Here is a 19,051-nt window from a genome sequence, read left to right on the forward strand (position 1 = left end):
CATGCGCGACGCCGGCTTCACATTGGTGGAACTGCTGGTGGTCCTGGCGATCATCGGCTTGGCCGGGAGCGTGCTCTCCCTCGGTCTCCAACAGCGCTTGCCCGGCCTGCGCCTCAACGCGGCGGTCTCCGCCCTTGAGGAGGAACTGCGCAACCGCCAGTCCGACGCCCTCGTTTCCCGGCGCGAGACGGAGTTCTCCCTCAAGGATCTGACGGAGGGGGCCCGTGGCGTCCGTCTGCGCCGCATCGCGGCGGTGGAAGTGCGCGTCGTGGGAGGGGATCCAGCCTTTCCCGAGGCTATCCGTTTCCTGCCAGGCGGCTGGTCCAAGGGAGGACGGCTTCTGCTGCGCGACGCCGGGCGGGAAAAGACCGTCCTGGTGGACTGGCCTCTGGGCACCGTGCATGAGGAGCGCCAGCCGTGAAGGGGATGCGAGGTTTCACCTTGCTGGAGATGCTGGTGGCGCTGACCATTTTCAGCTTGGTCACGGCCATGCTGGCGCATAACGCCTGGTCGGGTGTCTGGGCCGCCCGACAGGCCTGGAGCGAGGCCGTCGCCCTGCGGCTGGCGCAATCGGTGGCGACCGCGGGTGGCGCCCTGCCCGTGGGTGCGGATGGGAGCATGGCCAAGGCCGATCCCGCCATCACAGGCCTGCCGTTCCTGCTCAGGGACAACCGCGCCCTTGGAGAGGGGGGAGCGACGTATCGGGTGGAGGTGGCGACGCCCAGCGGCCAGACCTTGGCCGTGTCCACGAAACGTGTGCCGGGAGAAAGGACGCCATGATCGCGACCCTTTCCCAGGGCACCGGTCAGCGGGGGATGACCTTGGTCGAAGCCTTGGTGGTGTTGGCGCTGTTGGGCCTGCTCGCCCTGGCGGGCGTGGAACTGCTGCCCCTGATGAGTCGAATGTCGGATCGGAGCGGATCGTTGCAGAGGGGGGCGGCCGCCTTGGAGCGTGTCCACGATTTCACCCGCGCCATTGTGCAGAACGCCCTGCCCGTCGCCGATCTGGGCGCGGTGGGGGCCGAATTGACGCCCCTGGCCGCCGACGCCACCCATCTGGAGCTGCTGGCCACCCTGCCGCCGGGGTTGGGACGCGGCGGCCTCTACCGGGTGACCATGACGGTGGAGGGGGCTGCGGATCACCAGGCGTTGCATCTGCATGTGGCGGGGCTGCGCCCCGATGCGCCTGCCGCGACCGACGGCACGTTGGTGGAGGACGCGTCCCAAATCGCCTGGTCTTACTTTGATCGGCAGCAGGACAGCTGGTCGGCCCGGTGGACGCGCAGGGACGCGCTGCCCGACCTGGTACGGTTGGATGTGAAGACGGCCGGCGCAGGCTGGTGGCCACCGATGATCGCGGCGCCGATGCTCGGGGGCGGCGTTTTCTGCGAATTCGACACCATCGCCAATGTCTGCCGGCGGAGCGCGTCATGAAACACGGACGCGCCCTGGTGTTGACCGCCGGCATGATCGATGGTTTGGCGGAGGCTGTCGCCGCGGCATTGCCGCGGCGGATGGCGCGGTACCTGGGGCTGTCGCCGCAACCGGTGCAACTGGCGCCGGGGGGAATGAGCATGGTGGGGCTGGCGGGACATGGACCGCTCACCCTGTTGCTGGACAGCCAGGATGTCTACACGGTCGATCTGCCCATTCCGCGCGGGATCGGCATCGACCCCTGGAAACAGGCGGCCATGCTGGCGCACCGCTACATGCCCCTGAAGCCAGAGTTGCTGGCTTGGGATCTGGTCACGGTCCGGGAGGGCAATGACGTCATCGCCCGTATATCCATGGTTCGGCGGAGTGTGCTGGCGGCGGCGTTGCGCGCGGGCGGGCGCGTCGCGTCCGTGACGACGGCCGGTCCGGGGCCGCGGCCGCAATTCCTGCGCCTGGACGTGATGCGGTTGCGTCGGCGTCTGGGTCGCATGCTGGCGCTTCTGTCTGTGGCGGCTGTGGTTCTGCCGCTTCCGCCCCTGCTGGTCGCCTGGACGCTGGACCAGCAGACCGCGCATATGGAGCAGAAGCTCAAAACCCTGGCGGACGAGGTCAAAGCCGTGCGCCAACTGCAGGAAAGGGCGGAGGTGCTGGGCGCGGTGCTGAGCCGTGACAGCGACGCCTTGGTTCAGCCATCCCGCCGCCAGCTGCTGGATGAAGTCGCGCGGGCCTTGCCCGACGACGCCTGGCTGCAGGAGCTATCCTTGCATGGCGGGGAAATTGTCCTGCAGGTCCGCGCGGCGGACCCTCAGGCTGTTCTTACCCGCTTCCAGGAAGTTCCCCTGTTCTCCAGGGCCCGTTTCCTGGCGCCGCCCGGGCCCAACGGGGCCGCTTTCGGTCTGGTCCTTCCCATAAGCGGGGATTCTTCCGCGGCGGGGACGAGGGGGGAGGCGCGATGAAAGTGACGCTTCAATTGCGGCCGGGCTTCGTTCTGGTCCTGGTTCTGGGATTGGGCGCCGCCACCCTTTACGCGCTGACGCCGCCTTTGATGGAGCGCGTGACCTCCGCCATGGAGCGGCGCCAGGCCCGGTTCCGTTCAGCTGGCCGTGGCCCGGGGAACCGCGGCCCAGCGGGAGGAACTGACGCGGCGAACCGCCCAGCTGGAACGCGTGGTGGATGAGGGGGCGATCTTCCAAAGGGGCGGTACCGTCGCCGGGACGCAAACGGCCATACGCATGGCGGTCCAGCCGGCCGGCGCCACCCTGCGCAGTCTCGACACCGCAACGGAAGCCATCGGCCCACACCGTCAGCGGCTGACCAGCCGCCTCGTCATCGACGGCACGGCCGAGGCCGTCCAGAACGTGCTGACCCAGCTTGAAGCGGCCCGCCCGCGACTACTGCTACGGGACATGCGCCTTCGCCTCCCGGCCCCCGCGATGTCCGACGACGCCGCGGCCTTGAGCATGGAATTGGAAATCGACGCCTATGCCGACCTTACCCCACCTTGACCGCGCGGCCTTGATGCTGGGGGGCGTTGGCGCGGCGACCGGTGTCGCCCTGGCGCTGGTGGGCATCTTGTCCGCGGCCGGGCCGACGGCCGTGGCGGTGCCGGCGTTGCCGCCAGCCAGCACCGTGCCCGCGCCAGCTGTGGCCCAGCCCATGGCGGACATGGGCGAAGCTGTCCGCCGCCCCCTTTTCGCTGAAAGCCGCCGGCCACCTCCGCCGAAGCCGGCGCAGCCGCCCCCGTCCACTTTGGCCCAGCCTCCCGATCTGCAGGTCGTCGGCATCATCGCCGGGACCAGCAGCGGGGTGGCGACCGGCACGGACAAGCGCGCGCAAAAACCCTTCCGTCTCAGGACGGGCGACACGCTGGGGGAATGGCAAGTCGAGGCCATCACCCGGACCAGTCTTCGCCTGCGCCATGCCGACCAAGTGCAGGACTATCCCCTCGTCACCCCGCCCCCTCTCGCGCCGTCACCGCGCCCCAGGTAAAGCAACGTTATGATTCCCAAATTCCTCTCTTTCCCGCTCTTGGCCAGCGTAGCGCTGGCCGGCTGTTCCAGCGCACCTGAGAAGGCGGGCACCGGCATACCCCTGCCGTCGGCTCCCGCCATGCCAAAAGCCGGCCCGGACACCGCCTTGTTCACGGCGCCGGCATCGACGGCGCCCCGCCAGCCGGCCCAGACCTTCAGCGGCACCGGGGAGTTCGTCCGGCCAGGGGGCTCGGTGCGGGGCCTGGGCGGCGGCGAGGGCGAGCCCATCGACGTGAACTTCGTCAACGCCGATGTTCGCGCCGTCCTGGACGCCGTCCTGGGTGGCATGCTGAACCTAAACTACACGATCGACCCCAAGGTCCAGGGGCAGGTCACCATCCGCACCACGCGCCCTCTGCCCCGCGCCCAGGCCTTGGCGGCGATCGATACCGTCCTGCGGGCCCAAGGCTTCGCCATCATCGCCGGGGATGGCTTCTATCAAGTTGTTCCTGTTTCCGAGGCGGCCGCCCAGGCGCCCTTCCAGCGGCTGTCCGCTGCCGAGCAGGCGGCCGGCTTCAGCACGGCCATCGTGCCGGTACGCTTCATTTCCACGGCTGACATCGACAAGATCGTCCGGCCGCTGACCCGGCCCGGCCTGATCCAGATGGTGGACGCCAACCGCAACATCTTCATCGTCAGCGGCACCGCCCGGGAAATCGAGTCATTCACCCAACTGGTCGCCAGTTTCGACGTCGATTGGCTGGCTGGCTTATCGTTCTCGCTGTTCACGCTCCAGTCGGTGGAGCCGGCCAAGCTTGAGGCGGAACTGCGCCAGGTGCTGCAGCTCAACACCGGGCCCCTGCAGGGCATGGTGGAGTTCGTGCCGTTGCCGCGCCTGAACGCGCTGCTGGTGGCGGCCAAGCGGCCGGAGTTCCTGGCCACGATCGGATCGTGGGTGGAGAGGCTGGACCATACCTCCACGGACGGGGGCCGCATGGTGCATTATTATGAGGTGCAGAACGGATCGGCGGCGGAACTGGCGGCCTCGCTGAACCGCCTGATGGGCCGAGGCGGCGGTTCTTCATCCTCTTCGGACAGAAGTGGCGAAAGCGGCCGTTCATCAAGCCGTACGACCGCGGCAAGCGCGACGAACAATTCCTCGCTGACGGGCGGAGGTCTTGGCGGCACCTCCGCCGGTGGTAGCGGCTTCGGCAGCAATTCCTCAGGCTTTGGCTCCAGCGGCGCGCTGAGCACCAGCCCGGTCAGTCCAGTGCCATCCCCGGCATCGGCGGGTTTCGGCGGCTCGGACGGCGGAGGGGAGGGGGAAGCGATCCCGGAGTTGAAAGGCGCCAAGGTCGTGGCCGATGAGCGGCGCAACGCCCTGCTGATCTATGGCACGGCCAGCCAGTACGCCATGCTGGAGCAGGCGTTGACGCGTCTGGATTCCCCGCGGGAACAGGTGCTGATCGAGGCGACGATCGCCGAGGTCACCCTCAACAACGACCTCAATTTCGGCGTGCAATGGTTCCTGGACCGGGGGAGCAGCACCGCCGGCTACGGCACGGCCGCCAAGTTGGGTGCCAGCTACCCCAACTTCAACTACACCTTCCTGACGCCCAACACCCAGGTGGTGCTGAACGCGCTATCCAGCGTGACGGACGTGCAGGTCCTGTCCGCCCCCCGGCTGCTGGTGCTGAACAATGAGACGGCCCGGCTGCAGGTGGGTGACGAGGTGCCGGTGGTGGTGCAGCAGGCGACCAGCACGCTGACCAGCGACAGCGCCGTCGTGAACTCCATCCAGTACCAGAACACGGGCGTGATCCTGGAGGTGACGCCCCGCATCAACCACAGCGGGGCCGTGGTGCTGGACGTGAACCAAGAGGTCAGCAGCGTGGCGACCACGACCACCTCGGGCATCGACAGCCCCACCATCCAGCAGCGCAAGATCAGCAGCATCGTCAACATCCAGGACGGGGAGACGGTGGCCCTGGGCGGTCTGATCAGCGACACCTCCAGCAAGTCCGGCAGTGGCATCCCTTACCTCAGCGAGATCCCGGTGGTGGGCAAGCTGTTCGGCAGTGACAAGAACAGTCATGGCCGGACTGAGCTGTTGGTCTTTCTGCGGCCGGTGATCGTGCGCAACGTGATCCAGGCCCGGGAGGTGACGGACGCCCTGAAGGCCCGCATGAACCAGCTGGAAGCGCTCGCGGGGGCGAATGGTACCGCCCCGCGCTGATCTTGAGGGGGACCGTTGGGCGGGGCAGCGCGGCTATGCCCTGTTGCTGACGCTGTTCCTGCTGGCCATCGCCACGGCGGTGGGGGCCGTTGTCGTCGGCAACGGGGTGGCCGCGCGTCGGCTCACGCGGTCGGCGTCGGTGGCGCTGGGTGGAGAGGAGCGGGCTGCCCTGGCCACGTGGCAGGTGCTGGATGGCGTCGCCGCGTCCGGCAGGGCGCCGTCCTCTTCCCAGGGCGGTTCGGTTGCCGTCGAGGGCAAGATGGTGGGCGTCACGGTGATGTCGGAGGTGGGGCGCATCGACCTGAACGGCCTCTCCCGCAAGGACCTGGCGGAGGCGATACACGGGCTGGGTTTTCCCGAGCGCCAGGCGGTGGAAGCGGCAGGCGCCATTGCCCAGTGGCGGGGCATGGATCCGCCCGGCTCCGACGGCAAGAACCTGAGGATGAACGGCCGCACGGCCCTCTGGTCACTCGATGATCTGGATGCGGTGCCTAGTCTGGATGGCGTGGTCCGGACCTGCCTCCAGATTTGGGGAACCGTCCATGCGCGCGCGCCGTTTCGGGGAAAAGCCGCCCTGGAAGGGCAGGCGTTCGCCACAACTGGTTTTGGCGGGGGCGGCGGACTGATCGCGGGCACCATGCTGCGGCTTCTTGCCACCGACACCACCACCGGGGGCGCTTTTCGGACCATCGCGCTATATCGCGGCACTCCGGCGCGACAGCCCGGAGCGCGGACCATTACACCGGCGCCATGGTTGGTTCTGGAATGGATGCGCCCTGTGGCCGAGGGAACCAGTTGCCCCTACTGATGCGGCTAAGATCAGGAATCTGTCGGCGTGGGGAATAATTCTATCGCTATGCCAAATATCAAGGGCGTTTCAGGTTCAAAAAATCAAAAGAACAATTGCCGCTGTTCCCATATAATTTAACCGTCATGCCGGTTGATACCGCAGTCAAAAAAGTTGAGTACGCGGCGGCGACGTTGGCGTTTTGGGATGCCTGGTCAGGGCCTCTTGCATACCAATATAACCATGTGTAGGCCTTGCATGGCCCGATGTCGGTATCTAATTGAAACGTCACATATCCCGGCATGTAGGTGGGTTCAACCACAACCACCTTGGCTTCGCCTTGGATGTCGAAGGCCAGTGCGGTGGGCGAAGTCAGCAGCTCCGCGACGAGTACGGCCGCCGCAATTTTACTCACCATCTCTTTGATGGATTTTTGTTTCTTTTTTGTCATTTCGCAGCGTTGCCGTACTTTTATGTTGGTTCTACCTTGATGACTGCTGATTCTCGTGCCCGAGATTGGCCCAAAGACATTCAGGTCCGTTAGGCCTTCCAACCCAGCCGTAGTGGTTGGCGGGCGGTCAGAGGCGCTGGGTTGCGACTTACCAGGGCTTGGCTAGGGGCAGAACCATTCCACCCAGCAAAGGCAGCACGACTACAGGGCTGCCAGATACGCTGCCAATGGCGGGAGAACTGGTTCCCGTCGCGACTACCGTGGTTCTATTTCCGGCGGCGTCATAGCTGTACTGGATTGTGGCGCCATTAGATGTCGTGCTTTTGATCACCCGGCCCAGCGCGTCGTATGTATAGGTGACGGACCCAGCGCGTGCCGGCATGGCAAGGCAGGAGAGGGCGAGCACAAACGCATATGTCCGCGACAGGCGGAGAGTGGTTGCTTGCCGGCTTTCAACACGCTTCATCAGTAGCCTTTGATTCTAAATGCCACCGGCATCTTGGATACCGCGGGTATTACGTTTGGCCGTATGCGCAACTTAACCGGAAACGTGCGGTGAAGGACAATATGATCTGCATAAGTATGGCCATACCCCCAGGCGCTCGGTCAATCAGATATGGTGCGCCGTCACATATTTTCCGAAGCGCTGGAATTTCGCTGATTTGCAAGTTAGGGTAAGTTATAGGGTTAAGCTGAAAGGTGTACGCCGCTTGGGTTGCCGAGGATAGCCGGAAAGGCGCTGGGTGCCAAGGCGACAAGTAAATTTGCGAATTGGTAAATATACCAATATAAAATGATATGGGGCATCCATGTTTAAGAAATTGCCACTTGTTTTCAAAGCTTCTTTTTCCGCTTTTCTGGCAATTTCCCTAGCTTCCATTCCGTCTCAAGCCGACCCTCTGCCATCAGTCAAGATTGGCACGGCAGCCTTGCTGTCCCCTTCGGTGGCGGAGGGCTATTACGGAGCCAATACCAACTGGACAAACAGCCTTGGAGTCGGCACCCGCCCCAGTGAGATCGTTGAGTTGGCCCTTGCGCTGCGCAACGATCCCGACCTGATCTACGACTACGTCCGCAACAACATCGATACCACCTTCCTCTATGGCCTGCAGAAGGGGGCCATGGGCGCCTTGGTGGACCGGGCCGGCACCCCGTTCGACCAAGCGGCGCTGATGATCGAGTTGCTGCGCCAGTCAGGCTACACCGCAAATTATCTGGCCGGCACCATCACCCTGAACGGTCAGCAGTTCTATGACTGGACCGGCATCACCAACGCCAACGCCGCTTGCCAATTGCTGTCCAGCGGCGGCATCCCGGCCACGATCAACGGCGGCGTGAACGCCGATTGCAATTATGGCGGCGCGTCCGTCACCTCGGTGCAGATGGCCCACGTGTGGGTCTCCGCCAATGTGGCCGGCGGAACCTATCTGTTCGATCCCAGCTATAAAGCCTACTCCTGGAAGTCGGGGATCGACGTGGCCGGGGCGGCGGCCATGCAGCCCGGGCAGTTGCTGTCCCAGACGACAACCGGCGGCGCGGGCACGCCGTTTGAGACCGGGTCGGCGAATGGCGTCCCCTATGTTCGCCAGCTTTATAGCGGCGCCCTCAGCCTCTTTATGAAGGCCTACGCGCAGAACCTGTTGAACAATATCAACACCATGCCGGGCGCGCACATCCAGGATGTGGTCGGCGGCGGAATCATCGTGCGTCAGGAAGGGCCAGTGCGGCAGACCTCGTTGCCCTACGGGGCGACAGCCACCCATACTTGGACCTTCAATGTTCCCGACCAATACCGCACCAGCCTGCGGGTGCAGATTTCCAGGCCAGTCGCCAACATGGCGAGCGGTACGCTCAGCACCGTCACGATGGCTGACGTAACCCTGTTCGTGGACGAGATCTATGGCCGCAAGCTGGTCTATGACACCAATTTCACCGGACCTGGCACCAATGTGGACAGCCTCAATAACTTCACGGGCACGCTGAAGCTGGTGGATGAGTTCGGAACCGCCCAGGTGTTGGCGACCAGCACCTCGAACGACGACAAGATTGCGTACCGCCAGGACGCCACCATCAGCTTGACCGCCAATCATCCTTACGCCGCCGCGGCCGATGGCAGCGGCAACGCCAACGGCACTTACATGGATGCGGTCGTCACTCGCCCAGTTAAGGTCTTGACGCCGTTCACCATCGTCCACGCCTGGGGCGATGTCAGCAGCAAGGGCATACTCGATAAATGGGGTTCCCGCCCGGATAAGTCCGTGCCCACTGTGCCGCGCTTCGGATGCGATAATTGCGGCAACGAATTTTTCGCCAGCGCCGGTGATGGTGTGCGTGAGCAACTGGCCGCCACCTGGGTCGTGCAGTCGGCCAAGGCGGCGTCCCTTCATGCCGCCATCGCCAAGTCCGTCTATGGCCACCATCATTCCCTGGGCGTGGTCGCCGCGGACAACCAGATCAACGTCGTCGACAACGACAAGCAGTCCAGCACCAACCAGCTCTACTACTCGATCTCCGACAATTTCGACCGTATTGATGTCGAATCGGCTATCAGCCTGACCAGCAGGACGGCGGATTCGGCCCGCCGCCGCGCTGGCCTGCACGCCATCGCCGCGACGCTGGAGTCCTTGGAATCGGCCGCCGTGGCACAGGTATCGGACCTGCCGGATACCAGTTCCACGGCCACCCGCTTCTCCTGGGGCAATGCCCCGCCCTCGGACGGGGAGGACCCGTCCAATGTCGGCGGCCGCCGTTTCTATTATTATGACAACTCCAATGGAGGTCAGTCCTTGGCCTTGGCCAAGGTCGAAGGGCAGGCGGTATCGGCCTATGCCAGCAGCACCGGCCAGCACGGCGCCGGTAATGTCGTCATCGGCAGTGCCGAGGCCAATCAACGCGCTAACGCCCTGTCGACCGCCATCGTCAACTACACCAACGCTGGCTTCAAGGTGGTGGGCTCGGAAGAGGCCTTCCTTGGGCCGGGGGGCCGCGCCGGTGCGTTCGTGCCCCAGGTCACCGGCAACACCACGACTTACACCCATCGCCCCAGCGAGCAGCGTGGCGGCGCCTTGGTGGCGACCCGCTATAACGGCAATGGCGACCCGGTGGAGATCGCCCACATCCTGGTGGGGCCTACCACCAATTCCAAGGGCGGCGGCGGCGGCGTCCAGGCCGAGCACCAGGCGCAGTACGATCCCTCGCAGGCCGCCGACGTGCTGAAGGCGCGCTTCGTCGACCGCTCCAAGGTCATGGGCGTGGACCTAAAGTCCGGGAGCCTGTCCTATACCGTTCCCGTAAGCCTGAAGGTCGGCAGCGGCAAGTTTCCGTATCAGTTGAGCGCGCAGGTGATCTGGCGCGGCGGCGAAAAGACATCCAGTCAATTCGGGCCGACCGTCCACACCCAGCCGCAGGCGCCGTGGACCACCAACTGGAACAACATGGCTTCCATCTCCTCCAGCGCGCTGGAGATGATGCAGGATGGCGACCTTCGCGCGGCGGCCACCACAATTAGCGCCTTCGCCGCCATGCAGGATGTCTATACGGCCAGCCCCAGCGCGCAGCGCGAGGTGGCGGGCCCCCTGGCGGCCGCCTGGTGGCTCAGCCAGATGACCGGCAATGTCGTCACCACCAATGTGGGAACCAGCACCCAGCAGTTCGTGCACCTGATCGACGGCAGTTGGGTCAGCCCTGGCGCGGGTGCCGCTGCTACCGCCGCCGTGATCGGCAACCGCGTGGCCTATCGCAACACCGACTGCTTGACCGTCACCGCACAGTCGACCCAACCGCAGACGCGCGGTTGGGACAGCACCGGCATGTCGATCCGGGTGACCGGCTCGCAAGCCGATACCCAAATATTCAACCAGTGGAACTTCCTCTACAGGGGGGACGAGGCCACCTGCGCCAGCATGAAGGGATTTCGGCTGGAGAAATGGACCTTCCCGCAAGGGGTGACCATCACCCTGACTTACGACAACGGGTCAGGCAGCCGCGGCGTGCCGGAACTGCTGTCGGTGTCCAACAACCTGGGCCGTCAGATCAACTTCACCAACAGCGGCGATACCGGTTTCAATAATAATTTGTCGGGCGGTGATTTCCGCCAGGTCACCATCGCGCGGGGGGCGACTGATGGCACCGGCACGGTGACGGTCACGGGCACAAACTGGGATGTCTATAAAATAAACGCGAGATACGCGGGCAACCGCTATCTTTTGGACCAAGTCTATTACCCGGCCACGCCCAACACGCCCTTCCTGCAATACAATTATGACTTGCTGCAGCGGGTGGTATGGGTCATGGATGCGGAAAACCTGCAGGTCGGGGATCGCGGGTTGTGGGGTTTCCGCATCGCCAACGGCATTCGCGGTTTTCGGACGGACCCGGCCGGCGGTCGATACGAGGTGATGTACGACACCTACGGCATGCCCTTCCGCTATACCGACGAGCTGGGGCGGACGACGACGGCCCTGTACGATGGGCGCGGCCGGGTGACGGAGTATGACTACCCCGCCGGCGGCAAGCAGACCTTCGCCTATGACGCGCGCAACAACACCACCGACATGTGGCGAGTGGCGCGGCCAGGTTCGTCGCTGGGAACGACGCATGTGCACGTCGACTGGCACCAGAACTTCGCCAAGCCGATGCACATCGTGGATGCCAAAGGCAACGCCACGGACTTGAACTACGACGGCAACACCAGCCTGCTGTCCAACATGTACGGCGCGCCTATCGCGGATTCGACCAACGGCATCACCACGTCGACGACGCGCCCCACCACATCTTTCTGGTACGACACCCTGGGCCGCATGACGCGGACCCAGAACGCCACGGGCATGTTGACGGACTTCAGCTATGACGGCGTGAATGGCAGCCCGACGCAGGAGATCGTGGATTCCGGCGCCGCGCGCATCACCTCGACCTTCGGCTATGACGCCCAGGGCCAGGCGACCACCGTGACCGACCCCCGGGGCAAGACCGCCACCACCACCTATGATGCCAACGGCCGCCCCATCTCGGTGGATTTGCCGGAGGGCGCGCGGACGGAATGGTCCTATAACGCCAATGGCTGGGTGCTGTACGAGCGTCAGGCGAAGGACGCTGGACATACCCAGTGGTCGACGGTCTCCACCACCTACACGGCGACAGGCCAGAAGGCGACGGTTACGGATCCGGCGGGCCAGGCGACGACCTACGCCTATGACGCGGTGGACCGCCTGGTACGGACGACGGACCCTCTGGGCCGTGTCAGCGTGACGGACTATGACGCCGCGGGCCAGAAAGTGCGGGAGCGTCGCGCGGTTGGTACGGCGGTGGAGCAGGTGTCCGCCGCTTACACCTATGACGCCGACGGCCTGGTATCGACGATCACGGACCCGCGCAACAACGTGCTGAGTTACGTCTATGACGGATTCGGGCGCGTGGCCTGGCTGGTCTATCCGGACGGTGCGGCGGACGGGTATGATTACGACGCGAACGACAACCAGACGGTCCAGCACCTGCGGGATGGGACTGGGGCGTCGATGAGCTATGACGCGGCCAACCGGCTGGTGACCGTGACGCGGGCGAATCTGCCGATGGTGACGCTGGGCTATGACCTGATTGGCCGCCTGCGCCAGCAAGCGACGTCGGATGGCTCGTCGGGCCGGTCGCTGGGGTATGATGGCGCGAACCATCTGGTGACGGCGACGACCTATGTGCCGCGTCCGGGGGCGGGGCCTGTCGGCCTGACGATGCAATTCGGGTACGACGCGGCGGGGAACCGGACATCGGCACGGTGGCCGGACGGGTCGACGGTGACGTGGAGCTATGATGGTCTGGCGCGTGTGGCGTCGGTGACGGAGGGTGGCTTCACATGGTCATCGTACAGCTATGACGTGCTGAGTTGGCGGACGGGAACGTGGCGGGGGAACAGCGTCAGCAGCAGTACGACTTATAGCTATGACAACGCCAGCCGCCTGACGGGCATGGGCTATGGCTGGAATGGCGGCACAGTGAATTACGGCTACGGCTATGACGTCGTCGGCCAATTGATCACCACGGCCGTCGATAACGACGCCTTCCTGTCGACGGTGGGGGCATCGCAAAACTACGGCACGGCCAACTCCATCAATGGCTACCCCAGTGTGAACAATAACAACTACACCTACGACGGCCGGGGCAACCTGACCGCGGCGGGTAGTCTGACGACCATGGCTTACGACAGCCGCAACATGCTGACGCGCTTCCAGCAAGGGGCGACGGTACAGACCATGGGGTATTATCCCGAGGGCGGGCGGGCCTGGAAGCAGATCAACGGCGTGACGACGCTGACGTTCGAGGCGCTGGGGGTGGAGTGGGGCGATTACGACGTCAACGGTAACCTGCTGCGGCGCTATGTGCGGTCTACCGCCACGGGTGAAGCCGGTGGCGGCGATGTGGTGGGCATGGTGGATGGCGGTGGCAACCGCTCGCTGGTGGTGCACGACCGCCAGGGCAGCGTGATCGCGGTGCTGAACAGCGCGGGCCAAGCCACCAGTACCTATTCCTATAATGACTTTGGCCAGAGTGCCCAGGACGGGAGCACCGGATCGCCGTATCGCTACGCCGGCATGCGGTATGACGAGATCGGGCTGTATGTGACGCCCAACCGCACCTACGTGCCGGGCATCGGGCGCTGGTTGCAAATGGACCCGGCGGGGATAGCCGATGGGCTCAACCGGTATGCCTATGTTCAGAACGATCCGCTGAGTAAAGTTGATCCTACAGGACTGAAAAGTGCTGTCGGTTGGATTATCGAGCTAGTCGGAGATAGTTACAGGAAGGTTCGTCCGCTCTTTGACAAAGCCGAAGCGGTTCGTGCGCGTGATGGGAGTAAGAATGTTCTCATGAGGAATAGGCAATCTGCAGGTGCTGTTGAGCGCGCTTCTACAGAGAATCCTAATGAAATACTGCACCATGAAGGCCATGATCTGGAGGGTGGAGGTAAAGGTATGCCGCATTTCCAGACGGAAGGGAAGTATGGGCACACCTTCTATTCAGCCGCTGGCATCGTATCCTCTATGGCATCTTATCTAACGGCGTCGCACTATACAGATAATGAAATCGCTTCTAACGTTATTGATTTCTTCAATCCAGTAGCGGACGCGAAGGACGCTTTCGATTTTCTCACCAGTTTCACAGAGCCCAGATCTAGTAGCAGTTCCGCTCCGCACTTCACCATAGAGGATATTAGCAGGTGGAAGCCTGATGAAAATGGGAAGCCTGGGAGTTCAGTGCAGCCGCCATTCGAAATTAATGGGAGCTTAATCACCGGATCCCGAGCTTGCGCAAGCAGGCTTCCTTGCAGCTAATATTTAGAAGGTGAAAATGCTTGGCGTTTATAAAGTAGTACTACATGGAAGTGGTATAGATATTCAAGTTGAAGGCTGCGATTCGGCAGATGATAGGGCTGTGGGTTTTTATACGACGAGGACTGTTTTTGCGCTCAGTGCTGAGGAAGCTATAAATAAGGCCAGAGCGGAGGAAGAAACGGCTTGGAAACTTCCTCCTCTTTCTGTGAATAATAGAAGCGGGAATGTAAAGATAAGCGTAGACAAAATATATTCTGGAACATTGTTTGATTTCTTTAATAAGAAAAAAGGATATTCTTTTTACGCTGATGAAGAATAGGCGCTATATCGTTCCGGTTATATCTCTAATGATTCGCAGAGGGTGATGACTTGGAATCTTAGGTATCTAAGCTAGGTGGCTAGCGTCAAAGTCAGGCGCAGCTGCATCGGCACATAAAATCCTGAATGATCCACAAAATAAAAGCACTAACCGGCTATCGTTGAACTTTCGTGCATATCTGATGCACAGGTGTAATCCTAAATCCTGTCATTTTTGACGCTGCGGAGCGGGGTCGCGGCCGTTTTTGCGCCCCTGCCGCCGTTTTGGCGCCTGGCGCGGCCGATTGCGGCCGCTGCCCTAAAAACGCCCATTCTCCATTGAGAATCAGCCGTTTAGCCAGAGTTCTCGCGCCTATCGGTCGCCGCTAAATCCACACCAGTCCACACCGATCCACAGCAAAGTCCACACCGATCCACACCGATGTGGATTTTCTGTTTTAGAACAGCAGCTTACCTTAGCGGCTGAGCTGCTCGCCGCTTGTGGCGTCCCGCCACCCCCGATCCACCCGTAAAACCAGGTGTTGTTCTCCGCCGCCGGCCTTGTCCGCCGCTAAGAGGCGTTGGCCCAGCGGCGTGCCTGGTGCTGCAAGACCAGCCCCTGGAGGACGGTCTTGGCGGTCGCCTTCTCCTCGGCGGTGAACCGCTCGACGGCCTCGAATATGAGCTTGAGGTCATCGTCCTGCAGCCCACGTTCCCAAGCGCAGCACGTCACCCCGCCGTTCGCAGCATGGGATAGGTGAACAGGAAAAAGTGGGTGGCGTTCAGGCCGGCATGGGCCAGGATGGCTGCCGGCAACCCGCCCCGGCGGTAGGCCAGGCCATACCCGACGCCGGCGATGGCGCCCAGCGCCACCCAGCGCGGACCGCCGCCCAGATGGGCCATCCCGAACAGGACCGAGGCGGCCACCAGGGCGGCGCCCTGGCCCCAGCGCCACCGCTCCAGCAGGCGCGTCAGTCCGCCCTGGATGTGGCCGCGGAACAGCGCCTCCTCCGCCACCGTCACGAAGGCCAGGTTGTCGAACAGCCAGAGCCCGGCGCCGGCGGGGGCTTTCGGCGCCCAGGTGACGGTTCCCAGCGCCAGGGCCGCCGTCAGGCAGGCGGCCGAGGCGACCAGCCATCCGGTTGCGGCCGCCGTCAGCGTGGCCGGCGGGGGGCGCAGGTCGCGGATCGCCGGCATGACCATCAGCAGCCACAGGCCAACCAGCGGCTTGTCCAGGTTCAGGTACAGGCTGAAGGGCACGGCGTCGGGGGTGATGGCCGCCGGCCCCATGACGCGCGGGTTGTGGAAGCCCGGCCACAGATGGGCGGACAGGGCGACGGCCAGCGCCAGGAACAGGCCGTGGCCCAGGTACCGGATCAGGGGCGGGCGCCTTGGCCCCACGGCGCAGGCCGCGATCCCCAGCAGGGCCAAGGCCCCGCCCGCCGGCCAGCCCAGCTGCCCGTTCATGATCGCCACCGCGTATCCCACGGCCAGAAGACCCAGGGCCCAGAGGCGGAAACGGTCCGTCCAGGCGGCGGCCGTGGCCAGCGCCAGGGCGATCCAGGGAAGGGTGGGCATCGGCGTCGGGCCTCAGGTGGCGGCGTGGTTCGGCCTTCCCTAACCCAGGGGCAGGAAAGGCCGCAAGTGCGGCGCCGTCCGGCTGTCGGGCGAAGCCGCCACCGTTTCCGGCCGCCCGGCCGCCACCACGCGCCCGCCCTCGTCGCCGGCGCCCGGGCCGATGTCGATCACCCAGTCGCTGGCCGCCGCCATGCCCATGTCGTGGTCCACCACCACCACGGTGTTGCCGGCCGCGACCAGGGCGTCCAGCTGGGCCACCAGCCGCTCCACATCCGTGGGGTGCAGGCCGGTGGTGGGCTCATCCAGCACATACAGGGCGCCACCCCGCTGCGCCCGCTGCAGCTCCGTCGCCAGCTTGATGCGCTGCGCCTCACCGCCGGAGAACTCGGTGGCCGGCTGGCCCAGGCGCAGGTAATCGAGGCCCACCTGGCGCAGCACGTCCAGCGACCGGCGCACGGCGGGCACGTCGTGGAAGAAGTCGGACGCCGCCGCCACCGTCAGGCCAAGCACGTCGGCGATGGTCTTGCCGCGATAGGTGATCTGCAGCGTCTGGGCGTTGTAGCGGGTGCCGTGGCAGACGGGACAGGGCGCGTAGACGCTGGGCAGGAACAGCAGCTCCACCATGACGAAGCCCTCGCCCTCGCAACGGGGGCAGCGCCCCTTGGCCACGTTGAAGGAGAAGCGGCCGGCATCGTAACGCCGCCGCCTGGCCTCGGGCGTCTCCGCGAACAGGGTGCGCACATGGTCCAGAAGGCCGGTGTATGTCGCCAGGTTGGACCGGGGCGTGCGGCCGATGGGCTTCTGGTCCACCCGGATCAGGCGCTTGATGCCGCCCAGCGCATCCTTGGGCCCGCCCTCGATGCGGCCCTCGGTCTCGGCCACCGGTTCCTGTTCCAGCATGGCCTCGGCGTCGGCCGGCGGCTCCTCCACCGCGACCGGCGCGCCCAGGGCCTTGGCCACCAGGTCGACCAAGGCCTGGCTGACCAGGCTGGACTTGCCGGAACCGGAAATGCCGGTGACCGTGGTCATGACCCCCAGGGGGAAGGCGCAGTCCACGCCGGCCAGGTTGTTGCGGGTGACGCCGGCCAGACGCAGCCAGCCCTGGGGTTCCCGTCGCGTCCGCCCTTGGTCCTGGCGTTCCGCGAACAGATGGCGGGCGGTCTCCGACCCCGCCACCCGGCGCAGTCCCTGCGGCGGGCCGCTATAAAGGATCTGGCCGCCGCCCTCGCCGGCGGCGGGGCCGACATCGACGATCCAGTCGGCATGGCGCACAACGTCCAGGTCATGCTCGACCACGAACAGGGAATTGCCCACAGCCCTCAGCCCGTCCAGCGCGCGCAGCAGCGCCTGGGTATCGGCCGGATGCAGGCCGGCCGACGGCTCGTCCATCACATAGACCACGCCGAAGAGGTTGGAGACCACCTGCGTCGCCAGCCGCAGGCGCTGCAATTCCCCCGGCGACAGGGTGGGTGTGCCGCGCTCCAGCGTCAGGTAGCCCAGGCCCAGATCCATCAGCACGGCCAGGCGCCGGCACAGGTCGGCGGCGATCCGGGTGATGACCAGGGCGGTTTCGGGCCGTGTCCGGCGCAACGCCGCCAGCCGGTCGGACCCGTCCTCGGCGTAAGGGCCGAACAGGCCGGCGATGCGCTTCAGGGGCAGTTGGCCCATGGCCGCGATGTCCCGGCCTTCGAAGGTCACGGACAGCGATTCCGGCCGCAGGCGGCGGCCGGCGCAGGTGGGGCAGGGGCTGCCGACCATGAAGCTGGCCGCGCGCTTCTTCATCATGGCGCTGTGCGTGGTGGCGAAGCTGTGCATGACGTGGCGGCGGGCGCTGGAGAAGGTGCCCATGTAGTTGGGCGGCAGCTTTCGGCGGATGGCCTCCTTCACCTCGGCGGCGTTGAACCCTGGATAGACCGGCACCTCGGGCTGTTCCTCGGTGAACAGGATCCAGTCGCGCGTCTCCCGGGGCAGGTCGCGCCAGGGCGTGTCGACGTCGATGCCCAGCGTGATCAGGATGTCGCGCAGGTTCTGCCCGCCCCAGGCCGTGGGCCAGGCGGCCACCGCCCGTTCGCGGATGGTCAGCGACGGGTCCGGCACCATGCTCGCCTCCGTCACCTCATGCACCCGGCCCAGGCCATGGCAGGTGGGGCAGGCTCCCTCCGGCGTGTTGGCGGAGAAGGCCTCCGCCTCCAGGTGCGGCTGGCCTGGCGGGTAGTCGCCGGCGCGCGAGTACAGCATGCGCAGCAGGTTGGACAGGGTGGTGACGCTGCCGACGGAGGAGCGCGCGGTGGGCGACCCGCGCTGCTGCTGCAGGGCCACGGCCGGCGGCAGGCTCTCGATGGCGTCCACGTCCGGCACGCTCATCTGGTGGAACAGGCGGCGGGCGTAGGGCGACACCGATTCCAAGTAGCGGCGCTGCGCCTCGGCATAAAGCGTGCTGAACGCCAGGGAGGATTTGCCGGAGCCGGAGACGCCGGTGAACACCACCAGCGCGTCGCGCGGAATGTCCACGTCGACATTCTTCAGGTTATGCTCCCGCGCGCCGCGCACCCGGACGAAGCCGTCCTTGGCCGTGCCGAGTTGGCCGGCGTCTTCGGGATCATGACGGTCGTGCATCCGTGCCTCCTCGCGCCGGGGCACATGTCCCGGACCAGGACCAAGGTGCCACAGCCGACCGGCCGGTGGCATTCAACCTTGGTCGTGGCAACCTTGGTGGGGCAGCGCCGTCCGTGCCCGCTCGATGGCGGCCAGCATCAGGGGCACGTCGCCCACGGCCAGCAGGATGAAGCCCCGGCCCAGATGATCCAGCAGGTCGAAGGCGTAGACCTGGCGGGGCCCATGGTGGACGGGCGCCCCACCTTCCAGGTGACGCCCCTGTCCACCATGGGCCCGACGACACCCAGCCGGTCGAAAATCTCCAGCGTGCGCTTGGCCCAGCAGATGGCGCGGGAGCCTCTCGTTCCGATCCATTCCCCGA

The 19,051-nt window shown here is 64.9% G+C and carries 14 protein-coding genes; 10 read left to right on the forward strand and 4 right to left on the reverse strand.

The window, feature by feature from the left end; all coding sequences use genetic code 11:
* Position 1 precedes the first annotated feature (1 nt).
* From UAA55_RS14975 to UAA55_RS15010, 8 genes are all read left to right on the forward strand, one after another.
* Positions 2–421, forward strand: a complete 420-nt coding sequence (locus UAA55_RS14975) for a prepilin-type N-terminal cleavage/methylation domain-containing protein (protein WP_322953695.1) — start codon at positions 2–4, stop codon at positions 419–421.
* A 5-nt stretch (positions 422–426) separates the two neighbouring features.
* Positions 427–780 (forward strand): type II secretion system protein, encoded by a 354-nt coding sequence (locus UAA55_RS14980; protein WP_322954468.1) that lies wholly within the window; start codon positions 427–429, stop codon positions 778–780.
* Positions 777–1,433, forward strand: a complete 657-nt coding sequence (locus UAA55_RS14985; protein ID WP_322953696.1) for a prepilin-type N-terminal cleavage/methylation domain-containing protein — start codon at positions 777–779, stop codon at positions 1,431–1,433. Before UAA55_RS14980 ends, UAA55_RS14985 begins: the two co-directional genes overlap by 4 nt.
* Positions 1,430–2,389: a PilN domain-containing protein gene (locus UAA55_RS14990; RefSeq protein ID WP_322953697.1), complete on the forward strand. Its 960-nt coding sequence runs from the start codon at positions 1,430–1,432 to the stop codon at positions 2,387–2,389. The genes UAA55_RS14985 and UAA55_RS14990 overlap by 4 nt, the downstream gene beginning before the upstream one ends.
* A 147-nt stretch (positions 2,390–2,536) precedes the next feature.
* Entirely contained in the window at positions 2,537–2,938 is a 402-nt protein-coding gene (locus UAA55_RS14995; RefSeq protein WP_322953698.1) for a GspMb/PilO family protein, read from the forward strand.
* Positions 2,916–3,422 carry a hypothetical protein gene (locus tag UAA55_RS15000; protein WP_322953699.1) on the forward strand — a complete coding sequence of 169 codons (507 nt, stop codon included), beginning with the start codon at positions 2,916–2,918 and terminating at the stop codon, positions 3,420–3,422. The genes UAA55_RS14995 and UAA55_RS15000 overlap by 23 nt, the downstream gene beginning before the upstream one ends.
* Before the next feature lie 9 nt (positions 3,423–3,431).
* Positions 3,432–5,639 (forward strand): type II secretion system secretin GspD, encoded by a 2,208-nt coding sequence (gspD, locus tag UAA55_RS15005; RefSeq protein WP_322953700.1) that lies wholly within the window; start codon positions 3,432–3,434, stop codon positions 5,637–5,639.
* Between the two features lie 43 nt (positions 5,640–5,682).
* Complete coding sequence (locus UAA55_RS15010) at positions 5,683–6,447, forward strand: hypothetical protein (protein WP_322953701.1); 765 nt, start codon at positions 5,683–5,685, stop codon at positions 6,445–6,447.
* 58 nt (positions 6,448–6,505) lie between these two features.
* On the opposite strand, the gene UAA55_RS15015 is transcribed toward UAA55_RS15010, so the two are convergent.
* Positions 6,506–6,877, reverse strand: a complete 372-nt coding sequence (locus UAA55_RS15015; protein ID WP_322953703.1) for a hypothetical protein — start codon at positions 6,875–6,877, stop codon at positions 6,506–6,508.
* Positions 6,878–7,686: 809 nt separating this feature from the next.
* On the opposite strand from UAA55_RS15015, the gene UAA55_RS15020 reads away from it, so the two are divergent.
* Both UAA55_RS15020 and UAA55_RS15025 read left to right on the forward strand, forming a co-directional pair.
* On the forward strand, positions 7,687–14,199 hold the full coding sequence (locus tag UAA55_RS15020) for an RHS repeat-associated core domain-containing protein (protein WP_322953704.1): 6,513 nt from the start codon (positions 7,687–7,689) through the stop codon (positions 14,197–14,199).
* Positions 14,200–14,215: 16 nt separating this feature from the next.
* On the forward strand, positions 14,216–14,518 hold the full coding sequence (locus UAA55_RS15025) for a hypothetical protein (RefSeq protein ID WP_322953705.1): 303 nt from the start codon (positions 14,216–14,218) through the stop codon (positions 14,516–14,518).
* Positions 14,519–15,225: 707 nt separating this feature from the next.
* On the opposite strand, the gene UAA55_RS15030 is transcribed toward UAA55_RS15025, so the two are convergent.
* The 3 genes from UAA55_RS15030 to UAA55_RS15040 all read right to left on the reverse strand — a co-directional run bounded on the left by UAA55_RS15030 (position 15,226) and on the right by UAA55_RS15040 (position 19,044).
* Entirely contained in the window at positions 15,226–16,074 is an 849-nt protein-coding gene (locus tag UAA55_RS15030) for a CPBP family intramembrane glutamic endopeptidase (protein WP_322953706.1), read from the reverse strand.
* Positions 16,075–16,113: 39 nt separating this feature from the next.
* On the reverse strand, positions 16,114–18,690 hold the full coding sequence (locus UAA55_RS15035) for an excinuclease ABC subunit UvrA (RefSeq protein ID WP_322953707.1): 2,577 nt from the start codon (positions 18,688–18,690) through the stop codon (positions 16,114–16,116).
* A gap of 72 nt (positions 18,691–18,762) precedes the next feature.
* Positions 18,763–19,044 (reverse strand): hypothetical protein, encoded by a 282-nt coding sequence (locus UAA55_RS15040; RefSeq protein WP_322953708.1) that lies wholly within the window; start codon positions 19,042–19,044, stop codon positions 18,763–18,765.
* Positions 19,045–19,051: the final 7 nt, after the last annotated feature.

Origin of the sequence: Nitrospirillum guanabarense, assembly GCF_034653355.1 — a bacterium.
Classification (GTDB): domain Bacteria; phylum Pseudomonadota; class Alphaproteobacteria; order Azospirillales; family Azospirillaceae; genus Nitrospirillum.

Excerpts from the sequence above, each read along its gene's own strand:
- UAA55_RS14975 (WP_322953695.1), top strand. The coding sequence starts at position 2 with ATGCGCGACGCCGGCTTCACATTGGTGGAACTGCTGGTGGTCCTGGCG.
- UAA55_RS14980 (WP_322954468.1), top strand. The coding sequence starts at position 427 with ATGCGAGGTTTCACCTTGCTGGAGATGCTGGTGGCGCTGACCATTTTC.
- UAA55_RS14985 (WP_322953696.1), top strand. The coding sequence starts at position 777 with ATGATCGCGACCCTTTCCCAGGGCACCGGTCAGCGGGGGATGACCTTG.
- UAA55_RS14990 (WP_322953697.1), top strand. The coding sequence starts at position 1,430 with ATGAAACACGGACGCGCCCTGGTGTTGACCGCCGGCATGATCGATGGT.
- UAA55_RS15000 (WP_322953699.1), top strand. The coding sequence starts at position 2,916 with ATGCCGACCTTACCCCACCTTGACCGCGCGGCCTTGATGCTGGGGGGC.
- gspD (WP_322953700.1), top strand. The coding sequence starts at position 3,432 with ATGATTCCCAAATTCCTCTCTTTCCCGCTCTTGGCCAGCGTAGCGCTG.
- UAA55_RS15015 (WP_322953703.1), bottom strand. The coding sequence starts at position 6,877 with ATGACAAAAAAGAAACAAAAATCCATCAAAGAGATGGTGAGTAAAATT.
- UAA55_RS15020 (WP_322953704.1), top strand. The coding sequence starts at position 7,687 with ATGTTTAAGAAATTGCCACTTGTTTTCAAAGCTTCTTTTTCCGCTTTT.
- UAA55_RS15025 (WP_322953705.1), top strand. The coding sequence starts at position 14,216 with ATGCTTGGCGTTTATAAAGTAGTACTACATGGAAGTGGTATAGATATT.
- UAA55_RS15030 (WP_322953706.1), bottom strand. The coding sequence starts at position 16,074 with ATGCCCACCCTTCCCTGGATCGCCCTGGCGCTGGCCACGGCCGCCGCC.
- UAA55_RS15035 (WP_322953707.1), bottom strand. The coding sequence starts at position 18,690 with ATGCACGACCGTCATGATCCCGAAGACGCCGGCCAACTCGGCACGGCC.
- UAA55_RS15040 (WP_322953708.1), bottom strand. The coding sequence starts at position 19,044 with ATGGATCGGAACGAGAGGCTCCCGCGCCATCTGCTGGGCCAAGCGCAC.